General features: G+C 68.5%; 17 protein-coding genes, 1 tRNA gene, 1 other RNA gene and 1 pseudogene. 12 read left to right on the top strand and 8 right to left on the bottom strand.

Annotated elements, in window-relative coordinates:
• A partial coding sequence (locus GA0115240_RS25915; protein WP_256069984.1) for a DNA polymerase III subunit gamma and tau occupies positions 1 to 1,674 on the bottom strand: 1,674 nt, incomplete at its 3' end.
• 163 nt (positions 1,675 to 1,837) lie between these two features.
• An RNA gene (gene ffs / locus GA0115240_RS25920) (signal recognition particle sRNA small type) lies at positions 1,838 to 1,928 on the bottom strand.
• 76 nt (positions 1,929 to 2,004) lie between these two features.
• Here ffs and GA0115240_RS25925 point away from each other — a divergent pair.
• The 3 genes from GA0115240_RS25925 (at position 2,005) to GA0115240_RS25935 (ending at position 4,219) form a co-directional block, all read left to right on the top strand.
• Positions 2,005 to 2,089: transfer RNA gene (locus GA0115240_RS25925), tRNA-Ser, on the top strand.
• Between the two features lie 681 nt (positions 2,090 to 2,770).
• Positions 2,771 to 3,484 carry a hypothetical protein gene (locus GA0115240_RS25930; RefSeq protein WP_141708964.1) on the top strand — a complete coding sequence of 238 codons (714 nt, stop codon included), beginning with the start codon at positions 2,771 to 2,773 and terminating at the stop codon, positions 3,482 to 3,484.
• 9 nt (positions 3,485 to 3,493) lie between these two features.
• Positions 3,494 to 4,219 carry an AbiTii domain-containing protein gene (locus GA0115240_RS25935; RefSeq protein WP_093740206.1) on the top strand — a complete coding sequence of 242 codons (726 nt, stop codon included), beginning with the start codon at positions 3,494 to 3,496 and terminating at the stop codon, positions 4,217 to 4,219.
• Here the strand turns inward: GA0115240_RS25935 and GA0115240_RS25940 are convergent.
• The gene (locus tag GA0115240_RS25940) at positions 4,170 to 5,282 is read right to left on the bottom strand and encodes a DUF4238 domain-containing protein (RefSeq protein WP_093740208.1); all 1,113 of its coding nucleotides are present in this window, start codon (positions 5,280 to 5,282) and stop codon (positions 4,170 to 4,172) included. The two genes, GA0115240_RS25935 and GA0115240_RS25940, sit on opposite strands and share 50 nt — an antisense overlap.
• A 118-nt stretch (positions 5,283 to 5,400) precedes the next feature.
• Between GA0115240_RS25940 and GA0115240_RS25945 the strand changes: the two are divergent.
• The 3 genes and pseudogenes from GA0115240_RS25945 to GA0115240_RS25955 all read left to right on the top strand — a co-directional run bounded on the left by GA0115240_RS25945 (position 5,401) and on the right by GA0115240_RS25955 (position 6,695).
• Positions 5,401 to 5,693: pseudogene (locus GA0115240_RS25945) on the top strand (DUF6247 family protein).
• The gene (locus GA0115240_RS25950) at positions 5,690 to 5,920 is read left to right on the top strand and encodes a hypothetical protein (protein ID WP_202451750.1); all 231 of its coding nucleotides are present in this window, start codon (positions 5,690 to 5,692) and stop codon (positions 5,918 to 5,920) included. The pseudogene GA0115240_RS25945 and the gene GA0115240_RS25950 overlap by 4 nt, the downstream one beginning before the upstream one ends.
• A gap of 79 nt (positions 5,921 to 5,999) precedes the next feature.
• The gene (locus GA0115240_RS25955) at positions 6,000 to 6,695 is read left to right on the top strand and encodes a hypothetical protein (RefSeq protein WP_141708965.1); all 696 of its coding nucleotides are present in this window, start codon (positions 6,000 to 6,002) and stop codon (positions 6,693 to 6,695) included.
• A 12-nt stretch (positions 6,696 to 6,707) separates the two neighbouring features.
• On the opposite strand, the gene GA0115240_RS25960 is transcribed toward GA0115240_RS25955, so the two are convergent.
• The 4 genes from GA0115240_RS25960 to GA0115240_RS25975 form a co-directional block, all read right to left on the bottom strand.
• Complete coding sequence (locus GA0115240_RS25960; RefSeq protein WP_256069985.1) at positions 6,708 to 7,001, bottom strand: hypothetical protein; 294 nt, start codon at positions 6,999 to 7,001, stop codon at positions 6,708 to 6,710.
• 411 nt (positions 7,002 to 7,412) lie between these two features.
• Positions 7,413 to 8,648, bottom strand: coding sequence for a tyrosine-type recombinase/integrase (locus tag GA0115240_RS25965; RefSeq protein ID WP_093740214.1), 1,236 nt, complete (start codon positions 8,646 to 8,648; stop codon positions 7,413 to 7,415).
• An 11-nt stretch (positions 8,649 to 8,659) separates the two neighbouring features.
• On the bottom strand, positions 8,660 to 8,962 hold the full coding sequence (locus GA0115240_RS25970; RefSeq protein ID WP_093740216.1) for a helix-turn-helix domain-containing protein: 303 nt from the start codon (positions 8,960 to 8,962) through the stop codon (positions 8,660 to 8,662).
• Between the two features lie 152 nt (positions 8,963 to 9,114).
• Positions 9,115 to 9,654 carry a helix-turn-helix domain-containing protein gene (locus GA0115240_RS25975; RefSeq protein ID WP_093740218.1) on the bottom strand — a complete coding sequence of 180 codons (540 nt, stop codon included), beginning with the start codon at positions 9,652 to 9,654 and terminating at the stop codon, positions 9,115 to 9,117.
• Between the two features lie 286 nt (positions 9,655 to 9,940).
• Here GA0115240_RS25975 and GA0115240_RS25980 point away from each other — a divergent pair, with 286 nt between their 5' ends.
• The 6 genes from GA0115240_RS25980 to GA0115240_RS26000 all read left to right on the top strand — a co-directional run bounded on the left by GA0115240_RS25980 (position 9,941) and on the right by GA0115240_RS26000 (position 17,912).
• Positions 9,941 to 11,461, top strand: coding sequence for a DnaB-like helicase N-terminal domain-containing protein (locus tag GA0115240_RS25980; RefSeq protein WP_370673376.1), 1,521 nt, complete (start codon positions 9,941 to 9,943; stop codon positions 11,459 to 11,461).
• 251 nt (positions 11,462 to 11,712) lie between these two features.
• Entirely contained in the window at positions 11,713 to 12,405 is a 693-nt protein-coding gene (locus GA0115240_RS25985) for a DUF2637 domain-containing protein (RefSeq protein ID WP_093740220.1), read from the top strand.
• 356 nt (positions 12,406 to 12,761) lie between these two features.
• The gene (gene mobC, locus GA0115240_RS25990; RefSeq protein ID WP_093740222.1) at positions 12,762 to 13,289 is read left to right on the top strand and encodes a plasmid mobilization relaxosome protein MobC; all 528 of its coding nucleotides are present in this window, start codon (positions 12,762 to 12,764) and stop codon (positions 13,287 to 13,289) included.
• A gap of 5 nt (positions 13,290 to 13,294) precedes the next feature.
• On the top strand, positions 13,295 to 15,037 hold the full coding sequence (locus GA0115240_RS25995; protein ID WP_093740224.1) for a relaxase/mobilization nuclease domain-containing protein: 1,743 nt from the start codon (positions 13,295 to 13,297) through the stop codon (positions 15,035 to 15,037).
• A gap of 1,187 nt (positions 15,038 to 16,224) precedes the next feature.
• A complete protein-coding gene (locus GA0115240_RS39410; RefSeq protein WP_370673377.1) occupies positions 16,225 to 16,581 on the top strand; it encodes a mCpol domain-containing protein in 357 nt (118 codons plus the stop codon).
• 494 nt (positions 16,582 to 17,075) lie between these two features.
• Entirely contained in the window at positions 17,076 to 17,912 is an 837-nt protein-coding gene (locus GA0115240_RS26000; RefSeq protein WP_346267984.1) for a phosphotransferase enzyme family protein, read from the top strand.
• Between the two features lie 9 nt (positions 17,913 to 17,921).
• On the opposite strand, the gene GA0115240_RS26005 is transcribed toward GA0115240_RS26000, so the two are convergent.
• Positions 17,922 to 19,292, bottom strand: coding sequence for a sporulation protein (locus GA0115240_RS26005; RefSeq protein WP_093740228.1), 1,371 nt, complete (start codon positions 19,290 to 19,292; stop codon positions 17,922 to 17,924).
• Positions 19,293 to 19,414: the final 122 nt, after the last annotated feature.

A 19,414-nucleotide genomic window follows, 5' to 3' on the forward strand; every position in this document is an offset into this window, starting at 1 on the left:
GCGGACGAGGACAGGGGTGCGGGCACGCCGGGGCCCGCGGTGGTCGGCCAGGCGCCGGGGCGGGGGGCGGCCGTGATGCGGCGCCGCGGGGTGCTCGGGTGCGGCGGAGTGGTCCGGTGTGGCGGTGGGCGGGGTGGTGGTCGGGGTCGGTGAGGGCGACGCTTCCGAGGAAATGGGGGAGGCCGGGGCTGAAGGGTTCGGCGCGGAGGAATGCGCACCGCCGCCCTGGGGCACCGGCCAGGCCCCCGGGCGAGCAGCGGCCGGGGCTTCGCCGACCGGCGGGGCGGCAGGGGGAGCCGGCGGTTGAAGGGGATTGTGCGGTGCCGGGGCCGGAGCCTGGACAGGAGCTGGGGCCGGGGCCTGGCCCGCGGCCGATGAGTGGCCTTCCACCCGGCCGGTATCCGGAGCCGTACGGCCCAGCGCCGCCCGTGCGGCTGCGGCCCCACCCGGTCCGGCGGGAATCCCGCCCATGTCCGCGCCGGCATGCGGCGGCGCGGTGAGCCCGATCGCGCCCGAGGCGATCCCACGCTCCAGCCGCTCCAGCCGTGCCTGCGTCGACCGCTCGTCGTCGTAGGCCGCCGGCAACAGCACGCGCGCACAGATCAGTTCCAGCTGGAGTCGTGGCGAGGTGGCGCCGCGCATCTCCGTCAAGCCGGTGTTGACCAGGTCGGCGGCCCGGCTCAGCTCCGCGGCCCCGAAGACCGAGGCCTGGACCGCCATCCGTTCCACCACTTCGCGCGGGGCATCGATGAGCCCCTTCTCCACGGCGTCGGGGACAGCCGCGATGATCACCAGATCCCGTAGCCGTTCCAGCAGGTCGGCGACGAACCGGCGCGGGTCGTGCCCGCCCTCGATCACCCGGTCCACCATTTCGAAGACCGCCGCCCCGTCGCCGGCCGCGAACCCGTCCACCACATCGTCCAGCAGTGCCGCGTCCGTATAACCGAGCAGCGCGGTGGCCATCGCGTACGTCACACCGTCGGCGCCCGCACCGGCCAGCAGCTGGTCCATGACGGACATGGAGTCCCGCACCGAACCGGCGCCGGCCCGCACCACCAGCGGATACACCCCGTCCTCGACCCGGATCGCCTCGCGCTCGCACACCGCCATGAGGTGATCACGGAGCGTACCGGGCGGGACCAGCCGGAAGGGATAGTGGTGGGTACGCGACCGGATGGTGCCGATGACCTTCTCGGGCTCGGTGGTGGCGAAGATGAACTTCAGGTGCTCGGGCGGCTCCTCGACCACCTTCAGCAGGGCGTTGAACCCCGCCGAGGTGACCATGTGCGCCTCGTCGATGATGTAGATCTTGTACCGGCTGCCGGCCGGTCCGAAGAACGCCTTCTCCCGCAGGTCACGGGCGTCGTCCACACCGCCGTGGGAGGCCGCGTCGATCTCGATCACATCGATCGAACCCGGGCCGTTCCTGGCCAGGTCCCGGCACGACTGGCACTCGCCGCACGGCGTCGGCGTCGGCCCCTGCTCGCAGTTCAGGCAGCGCGCCAGAATCCGCGCGCTCGTCGTCTTCCCGCACCCGCGCGGCCCGCTGAACAGGTACGCGTGATTGACCCGGTTGTTCCGCAGCGCCTGCTGCAGCGGGTCCGTGACGTGCTCCTGCCCGATGACCTCGGCGAAGGTCTCGGGACGATAGCGGCGATACAGAGCGAGGGACACGCCTACGACCATATCCGGGCCCACTGACATCCGACCCCGCGTCCGCCTCCCCCACCGCCCCCGGGGCCGCTCCCCCGCAGCCGCACCGCCGAAGCCTTCCTCCGCCCGCCCGGCCCTCCACCACCCTGGGTCGGGAGCGGCACGCACCTTCCCCCGAGCACGCAAAGACCCCTCACGCACCCGCCAGAGCCCACCTACCCTTGCTGCCTTCCGGCCCTGGGGGAGTTCAGCGAGATAGCGCCACGTGAGGGGCTGACGCCAACCCTACCCGATCCGATCACCCCGGATCGAGTTCGCACCCACCCCCTCCCGTCTTGTACTCTCTCCCACGGAGGATTCGCCTAGTGGCCTAGGGCGCACGCTTGGAAAGCGTGTTGGGGGCAACCCCTCACGAGTTCGAATCTCGTATCCTCCGCACCCGCCCACCAGGGCAGACGAAGCCCCCGACCGCAGCGCGGTTGGGGGCTTCGTTGTCCCATGGTCTCAGTTTTGGTCTCAATTCGAGCCTTGGGCCGCGCAGAACCCGCTCGGCACCACCCCGCGGTCGACGGAGCAGCGGGCAGGCCCAGGGCTGTCATTGGAATCTCCATCGCCCAGAGCAGCCCCATGCCTGCGTTGGCGGCAAGAGCGCGAAAGGCCGCAACGCTGTGGGCAAGGAGTTCGCGCACGTACAGGTGGCCCGCTCGCTCGAGCATGCCCCACGAGTCGAACTCAAGCGCCGGGAGCACCGCCGTTTGGGCACAGGGAGCTGACCAGCTCGCGCCTCAGCCCACCGCCTGCGGCGCCGCCGTCAGGCTGGCCTGCCCCACAGAGTGCACTGACGGGACTGCCATCTCCAGCTTCGGATCGCCGGGAAACGCAGGCGCCACGGCAAGTCCGGACGACTGGCGTGCCCCGCAGCCGCCTGCATGGAGTGCTGTTGGAGGCAGGCGCAACAAAAGCGTGCCGTGGCTGTTGATGTGTCGCGTCATACTGGCGCATCAGGCCGTCAGGCCGCCTGCTGAACGGCCAGGGCAACGTCGCCCAGGGAAGGAGCGCCCATGCTGGTGCTGTCCCTAGCCCTGCCAGTTGCGGGCACGAGGCCATCACCCGATTGGTGGCCACGCTGAAAGAGTTCGCCGACTCCGATCCCGACCGCGCCAAAGCAGCGCGTGTTCTCGAGACCCTGCCGCCGGATGCCCGGCTGCTCTCCGCGCTGCGCAGCGAGGCCCCCATGCGGCGGATCCCGGCCTGGCTGGCTGAGGCCGGCCACCGGACTCACGAGACTCTCGCCGCCGACCCTGTCGACTTCATCGACCCGGAGGTGGCCCACGCCCACCACACTCTGGTCGAAGCCCTCGATGAGCTGGGGGAACGCTTCGGTGACACTTTTCCGCCGTTGAGCGGGGACGACATCTCCTACACCGAGGTGCCACCGGAGTGGAGACGCAAGGATTCCGACCGGTACTACGAAACCCTGCGAAACCTGTCCACAGCACGGCAGGGTGTCCTGAACGCATACAAGGAGCTGATCAACGCCATGAACACAAGGGGCCACCTGCCCACCCCGTCGTCACCCGACGACCAGCCTTCCGGGCAGCACGTCCGCATCACCTCCGGGGACAACTCCCCGGTCACCGTCAACGCGTCCAGCGCACACGCGTCCGGCAGCTCAACGAGCACCGCGAACACGCACCAGCCCCCGCCTTTATCGCCGGCGCCATCTCCGAGCCCGCCCACGCCCTGGTACCGGAGCGCCACGTGGTGGACCGCCCTGGGTGCGATCGCCGCAGTCGCGGCAGCGGTCGCCGGCTTCCTGGCCCTGAAGTGAGCTGATCAGATGCGACGATCCCACCCCCTCGAGCGGCTGGAGCGCGACGTCCTGGACGACTCCGTGCCGCTCGCCTCGGTGCTGCGCCAGGTTCTCGTGATCGGCGGTCACGCTTCCTCGCAGCCCCTGCGCACATGGGCACTGCAGGAACTGCACGGCTACACCAACGCAGAGGTCGAGTTGCCCGACTACCGCAAGGGTTACGCGCCGATGCGTGCGGACGCCAGATCGGTTGCCTGGCAGATCAAGGGCGAGACGATCACCAAGTATGAACTCCCCGAGTTCGCGCGCGAGTACTACTCGGAGGAGGTGCCCATCCCATTCGGCGTAGGCAAGATCGAGGCCATGATCGCCCGCACGGCGCCGGATGAGCCGCTTCGGCTGAGCCCGCCCGGGGCGGCCGAGCTGGCGAGGTTCATGACCTACGACCGGCGGGACCGCAGGATCGTGATTGAGGCCGTGTACTGGGCAGTTGACGTCTCGGTTCTCCAAGATGTCCTTGATCAGGTCCGCACACGCCTGACGCAGTTCGTGGCCGAGCTCCGCGACGTGATGCCGGCGGGAGAGAGCGACCCCACGCCCGAACAGGTGCACAGAGCCGTCCAGAGCATCCACATCACAGCCGGCGACAACTCCCCCGTGAATCTCACGGCACCAATGGCCTACGCCGACGGCGACTCTTCTGCTACGGCCTCGGCAGGCGAGAAGAGGTCTCGGTGGTGGCGTCGGAAGTAGCAGTCCCCGACGGCTCCGCCAACGCCGCGGCTGTTGAGGCCGGTGCCCCTGTCGTGGCGGGACGGCTCCCGGTTGTCGCGGATGGCGGTGGGTGTTCGGTGAGCCAGCGGCGTTCGACTGTCAGGTGCGGGGGCAAAGTGGGGTACTCGAGCGCGTACATCGGGGCGGGGTGGTCTTTGCCGTCCCAGGGGGTGGGCTGACGGGGGCCGGATGGCTTCCAGTGGTGCCATGGGTCGTGCCGGGGGTGGTGGATGACCAAGGCGTCGGCCACGTCGTAGGCGACTTGCACAAGGGCGATTCCCACTGCCCCGCTGATCTTCATGCGGTGGTCAACGCGTTTGTTCGGGTCATCGGCCTGCAAGGTGCTGTTCGGCATGAAGAGCAGCCGGTGCGGGTCGAGCGGGAGCATGATGTTGTAGACATCGGCAGCTGCGAGTTGGTCGTCGGCATCATGACCGTTGAACAGCACCACGGGAACGTCACTGGTGAGCAGGCACATGTCCGTGAAAGCCAGTCCCCACGGACGCCTGTAGAGAATGCACGCGAGCGGCGACAGGTTCTCCGCGATGTACGCCACGTGTGGGTTGTTGGCCACGAACAGGGATAGTTCGTGGGGCACCTCCAGGCGATCGCCACTGCTGACATGCTCCAGACGCTTCCGTTGGCGCTTAGTCCGAAGAATCTGGGCGGCCATCCACCAGGCCATGATGATCCGCTCACGGGATGAAAGAGGCCATTGGGCAGGAAGCGCTCCCTCGGGCGCGTCCAACACAGCCTTCATCACAGGAGCCGCTGCGGTCTCAAGGGTTGTGAGCAGTTCCTCGGCGAGGTGGTGAGGGATGCCGTCGGAAGTCGTGCCCCAATAGAATCCTCGTTCGAGAAGTATGTTGTTGGGCGCGACGGGGAAGGTTTCGTCGACATCCGCGATTCGACGGGCAACGAGCTCGTAGTTCCGGCGACCGCGGTGTTCGGCGAAGTTCCGCAAGTACATCTGCGGCACGGTGTGGTCCCGGGTCCGGCCAGCCTCTCGTGCGTCCTTTTTTCCACGCGACGCCCTGCCCATACACCCTCCCGTGATCTTTACGTCACTGTAGAGGGCGAGCTCCGGGCGGAGGAGCGATTTTCCAGTACAGGGCGATCGTCCCCCATACCGTGGCCCTAAGACCCGCCAGGAGGTGCCGATGAGCGCACAGCCCGACCGCGTAGCCGTCACGCCCTACGCCCCCGCCGCGGGAGTTCCGGCCGAACTGCTCGCCCAGCTGCGCGCGGACCGGCGCGCGGGGTGCCGGCGTTCGAGCAGCAGTGGGCGGGAGCGCTGGAGGAATCCCGCGCCACGTTCTCCCTCGCGCCGCTGGTCGTCCAGGACTGGCAGGCCCGCCTAGCCCACGCCCCGGCGGTCGACGCGTTCATCGCCTCCGGCTACGACGACAGCGAGGCCACCAACATGGCGGAGCTGCGGGGAAGACGCCGGTGACCGCACAGCCGTACGCGGTCCGCTTCTCGCCGCCGGCCGCGAAGGTCCTTGACACCTTGCCCAAGCATGTCGAAGACACCGTGTGGGACGTCCTGGACGCCGCCGCCGGCGCCGTGGGGCTTCCGGCAGTGGAACGCCGACGACCCGAGGGCGAAGAGGTCCGCTACGCGGCTGTCAACCGGCCGCTGCGCCGCCTGACCGTCCGGAACATCGTCTGGCTCGGCTGAGCGTCGCATCTTAGCCACCTGGGCCGCAGAGCCGGGTAGCGTGCCGGAGACTGATCCGGACCCGGGGCTGGGAGTGGCGATGCGGTTTGCACAGTTCGATGAGCGCGGCCCGCTGACGACGACCGAGCTGGGGGCGATGCGGTCGTTGAACTCGGCGTTCTTGACCGCACGCTACGAGTTGCAGTCGGCGAGCGCTCTGTGGGACCGCCTCACAGGCGGGAGCGACTTGGCCGATGTGCACGAGGCGAGCACGACGTTCCCGTTCTACGGGCAGGCCGTCCAGGAGATCGCGCACGGCGCGACCGCGTACGAGCGCCACGTGGCACTGGTCGCCTGGCGCTACGCGGCCGCGGCGGTCGTCCTGGGCGTCACAGTTCAGCAGCGCGTCGCGGAGGCGAAGCCGCCCTTGACGGCTGCGGCGGTGGAGGAGCTGTGTCAGGAGCCGACGTTGGGCCGGCTGCACCAGGCGCTGTCGGTGCCGGTGGCCGACCTTCTGCCGGAGCGTGAACACGACCCCGGCGATGAGCGCACGCGTGCAGCACAGCGGTGGACCCAGGTGCGCGACGGCGTGGACGACGCGATCGACCTTGTCCTGGAGATCGCCGCGGACGTGGACGCCCCATTCCCCCGCACCAAGGAGGAAGCTGGCGACTGTCTGATGACCGAACACTGCCCGCCCTACACCGACCCCGTGTACGAGCACGTTCTGGAGCCGTTGTTCCACCTGGCGGAGGAAGTCCCGTTCGACATCAGCCGGATCATCACCAAGGGCTGAGCCCGATGCGGCTCAAGCCTGCGGCGGCGGCGCGCCGGGCAGCTGCCCGGCGAAGTCCCACCACTGCTGGATGGTCCACACGGCGAAGCTGGAGCGGTCGGTGGACATCCGCAGCCACACCTCATCACCGCCGGGCATCAGAGCCACCTCCAGGTGCGGCTGCTCCCACGTCCCGAGCGGGTACATCCACTCGATGCCATCGGGCCAGGTCCGCATCGCCACCGTCTGTACGCTCATCGCCGCGGCGAAGGCGTCCAGCGCGGCCCGCGGGATCCGCACCTCCGCCGGCTCACGTTCGATCCCCACTACCCGCGCCCCCTCCTGCGGCGACACACGGCAGGTCCCCGCGCACCCCAGCTTGCCAGGCCGCGAACGGCCGCAGGTGGAGGCGAGCAGCCGCAGCCTGTGAGGTCCTATCAGGCTCACGAGCCGTTTCCCCAGGTGGACGCTGTGGTCTGTGAAGGTGTGAGGCGGAGCTCGCGCACCGCGCTTCGTACGCCCTGGCTCCGCTCGTCGGCCCGGAGGACGAAGGAATCGGGGGCGAGCCCAACGAAGGCCAGGAGCAGGACCTGGCCGAGGCCGCCCGCGCCGCCGCGGTGAGCGCTTTCGACATCCGCGGCGCCGCCGACCTGGACGTACTGACCCGTCTGCCGCGGCCCTCGTCGACGCAGAGGGCCGGTCGACTCACTCGCTGATGAGCCGACCGGCTGTGAAGCGTCAGTCGTCGGTTACCGGTGGCGCTACCGTAAGTCCACTCCAGAGTAGGCCGTCGATCTTCCTCCCAACGTCGCTTAGCATCGGGTCCGTCACGTGCTGGTAGCGCTTAGCCATGGACGCCGAGGACCAGCCCATGATCGACATCACGATCCGCTCGGGGACGCCCAGGAGCAGGAGGACGGTGGAGGCGGTGTGGCGGGCGTCGTGGAGGCGGGCGTCGCGGACGCCGGCTTCCTGGAGCAGCTCCTTCCAGTGGTGGTAATCGGTGTTGGGGATCAGCGGCTCGCCGGTGGGTGAGGTGAAGACGTAGCCCTTTTCCGTCCAGAGCTGCCGGGCCGCCGCGCGCTCCCGCGCCTGGACTTCCCGGTGCTGGTGGAGCAGCTTGGTCAGCTCGTCCGGAAGGCCGATCGTGCGTTTGCCCGCGCGGGACTTGGTGTCCTTGGTCTCCCGGCGGATCTGGGTGCGCTGGCGGCAGTAGCCCGGCTTTCGGCCGCACTCCCCGCCGCAGCCGTGGGCGTACTTCGGGCGTAGCCGTCCGCGCCGGACACGGATCACGCCGCCGTCGAGGTTGACGTCCGTCCACTGGAGGCCGAGAACCTCGCCCTGCCGGAGGCCGAGCGCCAAGGCAATGACCCAGCGGGCCGCGTTGCGCCGCTTCCCGGCCGCCAGCAGGATGCGCTGCACCTCCTCCACCGAGTACGGCTCGATCTCCTCCTCTTCGAGACGGGGCGCCTTGGCGATCTTGGCAACGTTCACGGTGAGGTGGCCCCGTCGGACAGCTTCGCCCAGCGCCACCCGCAGGGTCCGGTGGGCCTGGTGGGCAGTGGCGGGCTTGCTGCCACTGTCCTGCATCTTCTTGTAGAAGCGCTCCAGATGCTCCGGCTCCAGCTTGATGAGCCGGTGGGCACCCAACCCAGGTACGAGGTGGACGCGGACGGCGACCTCGTAGCCGGCGATGGTGTTCTCGGAGACGCTGATCGGCGCGATGTTCTCGATCCAGTGGGTGAGCCACGCCCTGACCGTCCATGCCTGGCCAGGCTTGCGGACGGTGCCGGCGTCACGCTGCCTCTCCAGTTCGCGGACGAGCTTGGTGACCTCAGCTCGGGTCTTGCGGGAGACGTGGCGGCGGTCCGGGGTGCCGTCGTCCTTGATGCCGACGGTCACGCGACCGTGCCACCGGCCGTCGTTCCCCTGATAGATGGACGAGGCGCCGTTGGGCTGGCGGGAGTTGGCCATGTCCGTCTCCCTCAGGCGGCGGTGGTGAAGTCGGAGGCGCCGCCGCCCTGCCGGGCAAGGAAGGCTGCCAACGCCTCAGCAGGTATGCGGCGGAGGCTGCCGATCTTCACGGACGGGATCTGGCCCGAGGAGACGTACTCGTACATCTTGGTGCGGCTGATGCCGATGCGGCGGGCGGCTTCGGCGACGGTGAGGGCGACGAGGGTGGGGTCGCCGTGGGAGCCGTTGCGGGCGGCGATGAGCGTGCGCAGATCGTCCTCGGGGACGCCGAGGAGGCGGGCGATCTGGGCGACCGGAAGGTCGTTGGAGTGCAAGGCGGAAACCTCTCTTGGCGAGGTGTCGGGGCGGCAACCCCGGCCTCGCCGGTCATGATCGTTCGTGGGTACGGGCGGTTGTGCTGTTGGTGCGGGAGGGCGTAGCTGTTCCGCCGGTGTTCGTAGCACCGGCGGAGGCAGGGATCCTGCGGCTACGAGGCGCTGTCCTGGTCCGGGGCGCGGAGCCAGCTCTGCAGTTTGGGGCGGGCACCGAGGTGGTGGCGGAACTCGCCGTTGGACGCGACGGCCATCTCGTGGGTGAGCAGGGCCTTCACCAGGTCGTCCTGGTCGGGATGGGCCTCGGTGTACTCGCGGAGTTCGGCCTGGATGGCGTCCATGGCCTTGCCCAAGGCTCGCCACTGCTTCCACTGCTCGACGTACTCGCCGACGAGTCTGCGGACCTTCGGGTTGGCGACGTGGCCGGGCGCGGCGGTGAGGTCGTCGAGGGTGATGTCGAAGACCTTGCAGAAGCCCAGCGCCTCATCGAGGTTGACCCGGCGGCGGGGCTTGCCGCTCTCGATACGCCAGATCGCGGACTGGTTGATCGGGTGGCCGGCCGCGGTCATGCGCTCGGCCAGGGTGACCGTGCTCCAGCCCCGCACCTCGCGTTCGGTCTTGATGCGCTGCGCGACGTAATCCTCCGCGAGGGGGCGTTCGGGCCCGGCAGATCGGGCCGCTCCTTCCTCGGCCATCGCGTCCACCTCCTTCGTCTCGGGCCGTCGGGCGACGGCACGGGCGGGGCCTCAAGTAGTAAAGCTCATTCGGGAGCAGAATGCAAGTTAGTCATTCTGCAATGCGCCTGGTACACTCGTAAGGCCCCCGGACACCGACGAACACGCAGGAGAGAACGAAGAAGCCCCCGGCGCTACGAACGCCGGGGGCTGAAGCAGAAACCTCAACAACCGCCCGTACCCACGAACGATCAAGACCGGCTGGGCTGGGATTGCCGTCCCGCTGCCCGCCAGGTGAGGAGTTTCCGTGTATCAGCGTACGGCCTCGGAGCCGAATACGCCATCACGGCCGTCGGCAGCCGCCCCGGCCGTGAACGAACCCCCGAACGACCTCGTCGCCGAGCAGGCCGTCCTCGGCGCGGGCATGTTCCGGCACCAGGCCGTGGACGAGGTGCGCGCCGTCCTCGTCCCCGAGGACTTCTACCGCCCTGCGCACGAGACCATCTGGCGGGCGATCCTCGCCCTGCGCGCCGAAGACGCCCCGACCGACCCGATCGTGCTGGGCGACTACCTCCTCGGCCGTGGCGACCTCAACCGGGTCGGCGGTACGACCTACCTCCATGTGCTGGCCAGCGCGCCGCCGACCGTCGCCAACGCCGCGCACTACGCCGGGATCGTCCGCCGCAAGGCCGACCTGCGCCGCCTGCGGGAGAACGGCATCCGCACCGTGCAACTGGCCGGCGAACCGGGCGCCGACCCCGACGAGATACGCAGCGCCGCCGAGGCGGAACTGCGGGCCGAACGCGAACGAGCCCTGGCTTCCGGGAGCGGTCGGCTGTCCCGCTACCTGGTCGACGGCTGGCGCTTCGTCACCGAGACCGGCGCCGACACCGACCCGCTGTGGGGCACCCGCGAGCAGACCGCCTGGTCCTCAGGTGAGAGCCTGATGATCGTCGGCCCGCCCGGCGTCGGCAAGACCACGCTCGCCCACCAGGTGATCCTCGCGCGCCTCGGCCTCCAGGACACCGTCCTGGACATGCCCGTCTCCCCCAGCGAGCGGGTGCTGTACCTGGCCATGGACCGCCCCAAGCAGATCGCGCACGCCATGGCCCGCCGCGTCCAGCCGCAGCACGAAGCGGTCCTGCGCGACCGGCTCGCCGTCTGGCAGGGACCGCTGCCCGCCACCCTGGACAAGGAGCCCGACCTCCTGGCCGACCTCGCCGCCGCCCACCAGGCCGACACCATCGTGATCGACAGCCTGAAAGACGCGGTCAGCACCCTTGTGGACGATGCCCTCGCGGTCGCCTTCCACAACGCCCGGATGCGCGCGCTGCGCAACGGCGTCGAGATCATGGAGCTCCACCACCAGCGCAAGGCCCTCGCCGACACCCCGCGCGGCCAGCGACCCACGCTCGACCGCGTCTACGGCTCCACGTGGATCACCTCCGGTGCGGGCAGCGTCCTGTTCATCGCCGGAGAGGCGGGCGACCTCGCCGTCACGGTCCACCACCTCAAGACCCCGACCGGCGAGATCGGCCCGCTCCAGGTCATCCACGACCACGTGAACGGCACCACGACGATTGAGCCCACGTTCGACCCGGTCGCCATCCTGCGCGCCCATCCGGACGGGCTCACCACCCGCGACCTCGCCGCGATCCTCAGCGGACAGGCCAACCCGGACCGCGCGGCCGTGGAGAAGGCCAGGCGCCATCTGGACCGCCTCACCAAGGCCGGCATGGCCACGAAGACCGAAGGTGCGGCAGGCGGCACCGGAGGCGGCCAACAGGCCCACTACCGGGTCTCCCACCTGCATATCGCCGTCGGCTGACCGCCCCCTCGTCGCCGCGCCCGGACCGTACACGGGGGCGTACACGCGGCCCTGTCCGCGCCGGGCCACACGAACCGTGCCCAGGCGTCCACGCGCGACACGAACCCGCAGGTCAGACGATCACGCGACCGTACACGGCGCACACGCCGCCAGGCGTACACGCGCGGACCCCTCTTTAGAAGGGGGTTCGCGTGTACGCCCCGCCATGACGGCTGTGATCGCGCCCGCCATCACCCCTGGAGAACCCCCGCATGACCAAGCACACCGCCGAGCGGTACGCGCTCGCCGCCGCCGGAGCCGTCATCGTCGTCCTCACCGCCGGCGGATTCTGGCTCTCGTACGCACACCTCGCCGAGGTCGCCGGACAACACGGACTTCGGAACTCACCGCTCCGCCAATGGACCTGGCCCGCAACGCTGGACGCCTTCATCGTCGCCGGCGAACTGCTGATGCTCCGCGCGGGGCTGCGCAACGAGGCCGACTGGTGGGCCATCGGCCTGACCGCCGCCGGATCGGTCGGATCCATAGCGCTCAACGTCGCCGGGGTGAGCGGAACGGGCAATGCCGCCGCCGTCCCCCTCCTCGACTACATCGTCGCCGCGGTTCCCCCGACCGCCGCCCTCCTGGCCTTCGGCGTGCTGATGCGGCAGATCCACCGGCTCGTCACCGAGCCCGGCGGCACCGTTGCGTCGATATCCGCACAGCCGACGGAACCGCCGTCCGGAGATCCGGCGCCCCCAGCCCGCAAGGGCCGCCCGGCGGACGCCACGGTCGAGGAACTCGTCGAGATCGGGCGCATCGCCGTCGCCGAACAAGGACGCGCATCCCGCGCCGTCGTCCAGCAAGCCATCCGCGACGAGGGCCTCAAGGTCGGCGGCCAACGGCTGACCCAGGCCATGCACATCCTGCGGTCGGAACTCAGCACAGGCCAGGGCGACGAATGACCGTTCCGGTCACCGGAGCAGACCGGGGTGGTCGGAACCGTTCCGACCACCCCGACCCTGTGACCCCCGCCCTTTGCCCGCCGCCGCTCGGACCTGGCGACGAGCGTGAATCGCAACCACCGCCCGCCGACTGGTCGGCCGGCATTACGCCCACTCGTCCCGTAGCCTCCGGAGCGCTATCCGTGAACCACACCGAACACCCCGTCGAAGCCGCGTACGACGAGCCCGAACCCATGACGAAGTCGCATACGCTGAGGACCCGTTGGCAGCGCGCGTTCGGAAAGACGGCCCCTGGCGGAGCCAGTAGTACCCCGAGTCCGACTCGCGGCCGGTCTCGGGGGGTCTCCGCCCCGGGGGTGGCGGAGGAGGCCCGGCGCGAGGGCGCGCCGGACCGGGAAGGCGGGGCCGGCCCCGACCCGGACACCCTCCAAAACGCCCAGCGAGCCGTCCTCGACAACGTGTCCGCCGCTCCTGCCGTGCAGAGCGTCCAGCCGACGATCCGCCGCTTCACTGGCGACAAGCGCACCGTCCGCGTCGGCCCGCTGCGCTTCACCCCCGACGAGCACACCAGCCTCCAGGAAGCCGCCGCCGAACACGGCTACAAAGGCGAATCCGGCTTCGCCGCCGACATCGTCCTCGCCTTCATCACGGGCCGGTTCACCGCCAACCTGCCGCTGTCGGAAGACCGGCGCCGCTTGCACATGTTCCGCGCCCAGGTCCTGCGCGCCCTCAACCGCATCGGCGTCAACATCAACCAGATCGCCCGCGCCCTCAACAGCGCCTCCACCCCACCAGACATCCGCGAACGCCTCGACGAACTGCACCACCTGCTCACCACGATCGCCGAAGCCCTACGCCAGCCCACCGACCCGACGGAGGTCTGACGACCGTGATCGCCGCCATCAAACCCGCAGGCGCCAACACCCGCGGACTGCTCGGCTACCTCTACGGACCCGGCACCCACGACGAGCACCTCGACCCGCATATCGTGGCCGGCTTCGCCATGCTCGGCATGCCCGACCCGGGCCGCGACGAGAACGCCACCCTGAGCGAACTCGGCCACCACCTCGACGAGCCCGTCGCCTTGCGCAACAGCGAGTTCGGCAAACAGGTAACCGACCACGTCTGGCACTGCCCGGTCCGCGCCGCCCCCGAGGACCGCTATCTCTCCGACACCGAGTGGGCGCAGATCGCCCAGCGCATCGTCGCCGCGGCGGGCATCGCCCCCGAGGGCGACGACCTGGCCTGTCGGTGGATCGCGGTGCGCCACGCCGACGACCACATCCACATCCTCGCCACCACCGTCCGCGAAGACGGCCGCCGCCCCAAACTCCACGACAGCGGCATCCGCGTCGGCAACGAATGCCGCCAGATCGAAAAGGACTACGGCCTGCGCCGCCTCAACAAGGGCGACCGCACCGCCACCCGCGCCCCCACCCAGGCCGAGATGCACAAGGCGGCCCGCCTGGGCTGGGAGCAGACCAGCCGCGCCTGGCTCCAGGACCGCATCCGCGCTGCCATCCCCCATGCCACCACCGTGGACGGACTCCTCGCCTACCTCGAAGCCGACGGCGTCGAGGTAAAACCCCGGCGGGCACCCTCCGGCGACCTCACCGGCTATTCCGTCGGCCGTCCCGGCGACCTCAACAAGGACGGCGAGCAGATCTACCACCCCGGCGGGAAGATCGCCCCCGACCTCACCCTGCCGAAACTGCAAGCCCGCCTCGGTACCAGCACGCCCGAGGAACACCCCACCGCCCGCCGCAACCGCCCGGCCACCCCCTGGCAGCAGGCAACCGAAGCCCTCGACGCACTCCCCGGCCAGCTCATCGACACCGAAACGAACCGGGGCCGAGAGGGTGCGGGCCAGGCCCAGATCGCCGCGCTCGGCGAACTCATCGAAGCCACCGCCCAAACCGCCCCCGCAGAACTCCGCGCCGAACTCAAGGCGGCATCGCGGGCATTCGCCCGAGCCCAGCGCTCCCAGATCCGCGCCGAGCACAGCGCCGCCGCCGGCCTGCGCACCGCAGCCCGCGACCTCGTCAACGCGGGCACCGGCAACGACGGCAGCGCCCTCGCCGTCCTGATCGCCGCCCTCATCTGGTCCGCCATCCTCGCCGACCGCTGGCACCAGGCCCGGGGCCACGCCCAACAAGCAGCCGCCGCCCGCCAAGCCGTCCAGTACCTGGAAGCCGCCTACGACCAGGCCGCCGCCCCGCAGCTCGCCGCACTCACCCGGCGCCAGCCCAACCCGGACACCCGCGCCACCCTCGCCCACGACGTACAGGCCGCCGTCCCCGACCACGCCACCCGCATCCTCGCCGACCCGAACTGGCCCGCCCTCGCCACCGTCCTCGCCGACGCCGAAGCCGGCGGCCACCAGCCCGTCCAGCTCCTCAAAGAAGCCGCCGAGCAACGCGAACTCCACTCTGCTCGCAATCCCGCCCGCGTCCTCGTCGGCCGCATCCAGCACACCAGCCGCAACCCCGCACCCAACCGACGAGCCGAAGCAGCCCGCCTCCGCTCCCCCTCGGCCGGTAACCTCTCCGGCCGGCGGACGCCGTACAGTTCGCCCACCACCGGTCGAGCCGCCACCCCCACAACCGACCCCCAACAGGGTCACGGGCGCTGACGCAACGTCGCGCCCGAAGCAGTATCAGCTACCACCAGTGAGAGAACACAGGACCCGGTAGATTGCCGCTGGTGATACTGCCTACGGGAGCTGGGAAGGGGCGTGATGGCGGGCCGCATTAGGCGAAGCTACCGAAGAGTTAATGAGGATCGGGCAGTCCTCGCCGCGCTGGTTGCCGCCATCGGCACTGCAATCGTGGCTTCCACGCTTCCCGATTTCCTCATCATGATTCCAGGCGGCAGGCGTACTGAGATTTTCATTTCAGTCGTGGGATTTCTTATCCTCGCCGTTAGCTGGATTAGCCTTCACGGGCGCTCCGGAGTCGGAGTCGCCGTATTTCTGCAACCAGAACCAACTTCTGGGTGGTCAGACGCAAGGCTTCTGGAGTACGCCGCAGAGGCAAAAGGTAGACATATCAGCTTTTTCTATGTCAATGCCGACGAACTGCATCCAGGCCCTGGAGTAGACCGAAAGAGCCTAACGCAGAAAGTAATCGAGGCCCGACTAAAAGAGGAAAATCCTCGAAAGTCGAGCCAAATTTCCTTTTATCTCACCTGCGGCCTTGGGAACTCATTCCATCTCGGTCGGGAGATATTCAACAGCATGCAGGGGGCATCCCTGAGAGTTCGCGACTTTCAGGAGATCGCTGTACACCAGGTTTCCAACTCGGGCGCAGTAGGGACCCTTCCTCCTCTTCAACTCGTAGGCACGCCCGCAGGGCCACGTACATCGGAAGCCAACTACCCTCTGCCTGCTTCAGTGCGGATGCAGACCGTAGCCCTGAATCCCGGGCATATAAACAGGCACGCGCTCATAGTTTGCATCTCCCAAAATTCCGCAAGCCGCGCCGTAGACGCCCAAGATGCGGCCCAATCAGGTACTCATGCCCGCTACCAGGTGACAGCGCACGATGTCTGCAGTACAGCACTCGTAATCGAGTGTCCGAACTTCCCCAACGATCATCGCGCATACAACGAATTACTAAAACGCACCCTGCACACTTGGGCGGGTCACCTTTCCTCTATGAATGCGTCTCAGGGATCAATTCCGGAAGGACGACTATTTATTTCAGCCCCAACGTCGCTTGCCTTCGCGCTCGGCGCCCTCTTGCCCTCTACTCCAAGAACCCAAATTATTGACTACATATAGTTCGACAGCCCCCGAGCAATGGAGCCGCGTTGTCCTATTTGATCATAGACGGTGACGACATCGGGAATAGAGTAGAGGCACACCTTCTATCAAACGACGTCGACTCCTTCACAACATCATCTAAGGAGATCTCCTCATCGATTGACGAGCTGGTTGATTCACTGAATAAGATTCCAGGCGTCTACGTCGTATCGACAGGAGGCGATAGCATATTGGCGCGAATTGACAGCGCTCACATCGGTTCTATCGGTGATCTTCTTTCGAACCTCCAACGCCCAGGCCGATTTACATTCTCAGCCGGGATCGGCGATACGTTGCGTGAAAGTTTCGTCGCACTACGAATGGCCAAGGCCACAGGAAAGCGCCGCACGGTGACTTATCCGCGCGACTGCTGACAATTAGCTGAAAGCCATGGGCCTGCCCAGCGACCGAGGCCACTAGCGTTACAACTCGTAAACCTTTACGGCTGCGGGGCAGTCCTATTGGCTAGCAGCACGGAGTTCGTCGAACGCGGCGTTCACGCCGGAAGGTCCGTACGCGGCGAGTGCCCACAGCGCGGGCATCATCGCCACTACTGACCACAGGTCCATGAAGGGACGTCGGTCGAGTTATCGCATGCAGCCTGTGCCGTTGAGGTAGCCGATCCCACGCCCAGCCGCCGTAACCGCCGACCATCGGCCGAGCGAGTCCGCCCATGCCCTTGCAGGTACCGTCGGAGCCGTCGGCGTGAGCGCGCCGCCGCAGTACCGGCGTCGAGCAGCTGCCGACGGCGCGGCGTCGGATGAGCCTTGGGAGTGGTCGCGGAATGCCGTCGTCCGGTGCGGCGCCTGGGCGGGGAGGATTCACCTCTGCTCGCGCCTATCAGGTGATGGCTGAGGCATGTCGGGCGGTGGGCTTGGACGCCGACGGCGCGCGCATGATCCGGCTCGGTGAAAACGCGCTGTTCCGGCTGGAACGCCAGCCGGTGATCGTACGGATCGCCCGCTCGATGGAGTACCTGGACGCTGCGCGGTTGGAAGTCCGTGTCTCGCGGTGGCTCGCGGCCGAGGAGTTCCCCGCGTCGCGGGTCGTGGAGGAGATCGAACAGGCCGTCGTGGTGTCCGGCCACCCAGTGACGTTCTGGCACCTCATCGAGGAGGGCGACCGGGAGGCTACCTACGGTGAACTCGGCGCGGTGCTCCACGACCTGCACGCCCTGCGAATGCCAGACAGCCTGGATCTGCCCCCGTTCGACCCACTGAGCCGGTCAGCGCTGCGGATCGAGAAGGCGGTCGGCATCCCAGCGGAAGATCGGGCCTTCCTGCGCAAGCGCCACGCCGAATTGAGCGGCCGACTGCCGGAGTTGCGGTTCGCGCTGCCGCTCGGACCGGTCCACGGAGACGCCCACACGAACAACCTCATGGTCGACCGGCGGGGCCTGCTCCACTTGATCGACTTTGAGACCTTCTGCCGCGACCACGGGGAGTGGGACCTCATGGTGGCCGCTCACGAGTACGACCGGCTGGGGTGGGTTTCGGATGAGCAGTACGCGGCGTTCAGCGGCGCGTACGGTCGAGACCTGCGGGAGTGGACCGGCTTCGACACGTTGTGTGCCGTGCAGGAGTTCAAGATGACCACCTGGCTCATGCAGAACGTCGGCGAGAGCAGCACGACGCGCGAGGAGTACGCCCGGCGGATCGCCTCCCTGCGGGATGACCGCGCACCGCGAAACTGGCAGCCGGGGTGAGGTGGCTCCCTACTCGTCGTCGGGGTCGGCGAGCGCGACCCGCACGTGCTCGTTGAAGTCCCGTACCGCGGGACTGGACGCATGCGGCGAAACCTGGCGCTGGAAGTCGGAGACGTAGCGCCGGAAACGGGCCGACTGCACGGACACCCCTTCCCGTACGGCAGTGGTCGCGGTGGCGACGGCAGCCTCCACGTCACCGTGCAGGTACTGACTCTGCGCGAGGACCATGCGGCAGAAGGCAAGAGTCCGGGCGTACTGGGGCTCGGTCTTGCCGACCGCGAGTTCCGCGAACCGCAGTGACTCGGTGGGGCGTTGGAGATCGCGGAAGCAGTGCGAGAACTCGCCGATCAGTTCCGCCTCGTCGAAGTAGGCCAGCCACTCCGGGTCCGTGGCGGAATCCGCGCGCTCGAAGTGGCGTTCGGCCTCGTTCATGGCGCGCGAGGCCCCGACAAGATCGTGCGCGTTCGACAGCGCTCGGGCTTCGTGGGCGGCGAACATGGCCTGGGCTCGCGGCGTGGTCCTGCCCCGGCCGCCTTCGACGGCCGCTCGCGCCAGCCGTGCCGCACGTGGCACATCACCCAAGTAGTTCGCCTGGTGGCTCATGTTGGCGAGGATGGCCGCGCCCATCATCCGGTCGTCGGTGATCTGGGTGAGGCGGAGCGCGGCCAGGAGATAGCGGTTCGCCAAGTGGTGGTTTCCGACGTCGTAGGCCGTCCACGCCAGGACTTCGCCCATCTCGGCCGCCGCGGTGAAAAGTGCCTGGCCCACCTTCTCCGAGTAGCTGGCGCTCAGCAGTGGCAGAACCTCGTGGCGGAAGTAGTGCCGCAGCGCCGCGTGTCCGTGTCCGCCACCGAAGAGGAAGTCCAGCCGCATGAACATCGCGTTGGCAGTCCTCACCGCCGCGACATCCCGCATCCCGATCTGCCGGGACGATCCTCGGTCGGTGGGCAGACCGTCCGGACGCGCGACGAGCCAGGACAGGACGGCTGAGTTGACCTCGTTGTCGTGCAGCAGCTCGTCGGTGGACGGCTCGTCCTCGGGGCGCAGTTGGGTCAGTCCCTCCAGGACGCCGAGGGCTTCGGCCAGGGATGCCGCGTAACTCGTTCCGATCGGCGCGGGGTTGATCGTGACCCCGGAGAAGCCGAGGTCGGACGCAGTGATCCGGCGGCGCAACTTCTCGCTCAGGGCTTCGGCTACGTAGGCCGCGTTGTCCGCCTGGATGCCGGCGCCGTCGAGCCAGCGCTGCACCGACACGTGCGTGGTGCCGACACGGACGCCGTGCCGCAGAGCCACATCGCGCACACGGCGGGCCAGACCCTTGTTGGATGCCCCGGCTTCGGCCACCAGCGCGGCGAGACGGTGATTGGGCTCTCTGCTCATGCTCCCCCTGCCGTCGGTCGATGACGGTAAGTGGCAATCCTGTCACCCTCTGATCTCTTCCGGCAGGGGGTTCATGAGCGAACCCCCTCGACAGACGGCGAACCTTCCGTGCACACGAACTC

Source organism: Streptomyces sp. DvalAA-14, assembly GCF_900091855.1.
GTDB lineage: Bacteria > Actinomycetota > Actinomycetes > Streptomycetales > Streptomycetaceae > Actinacidiphila.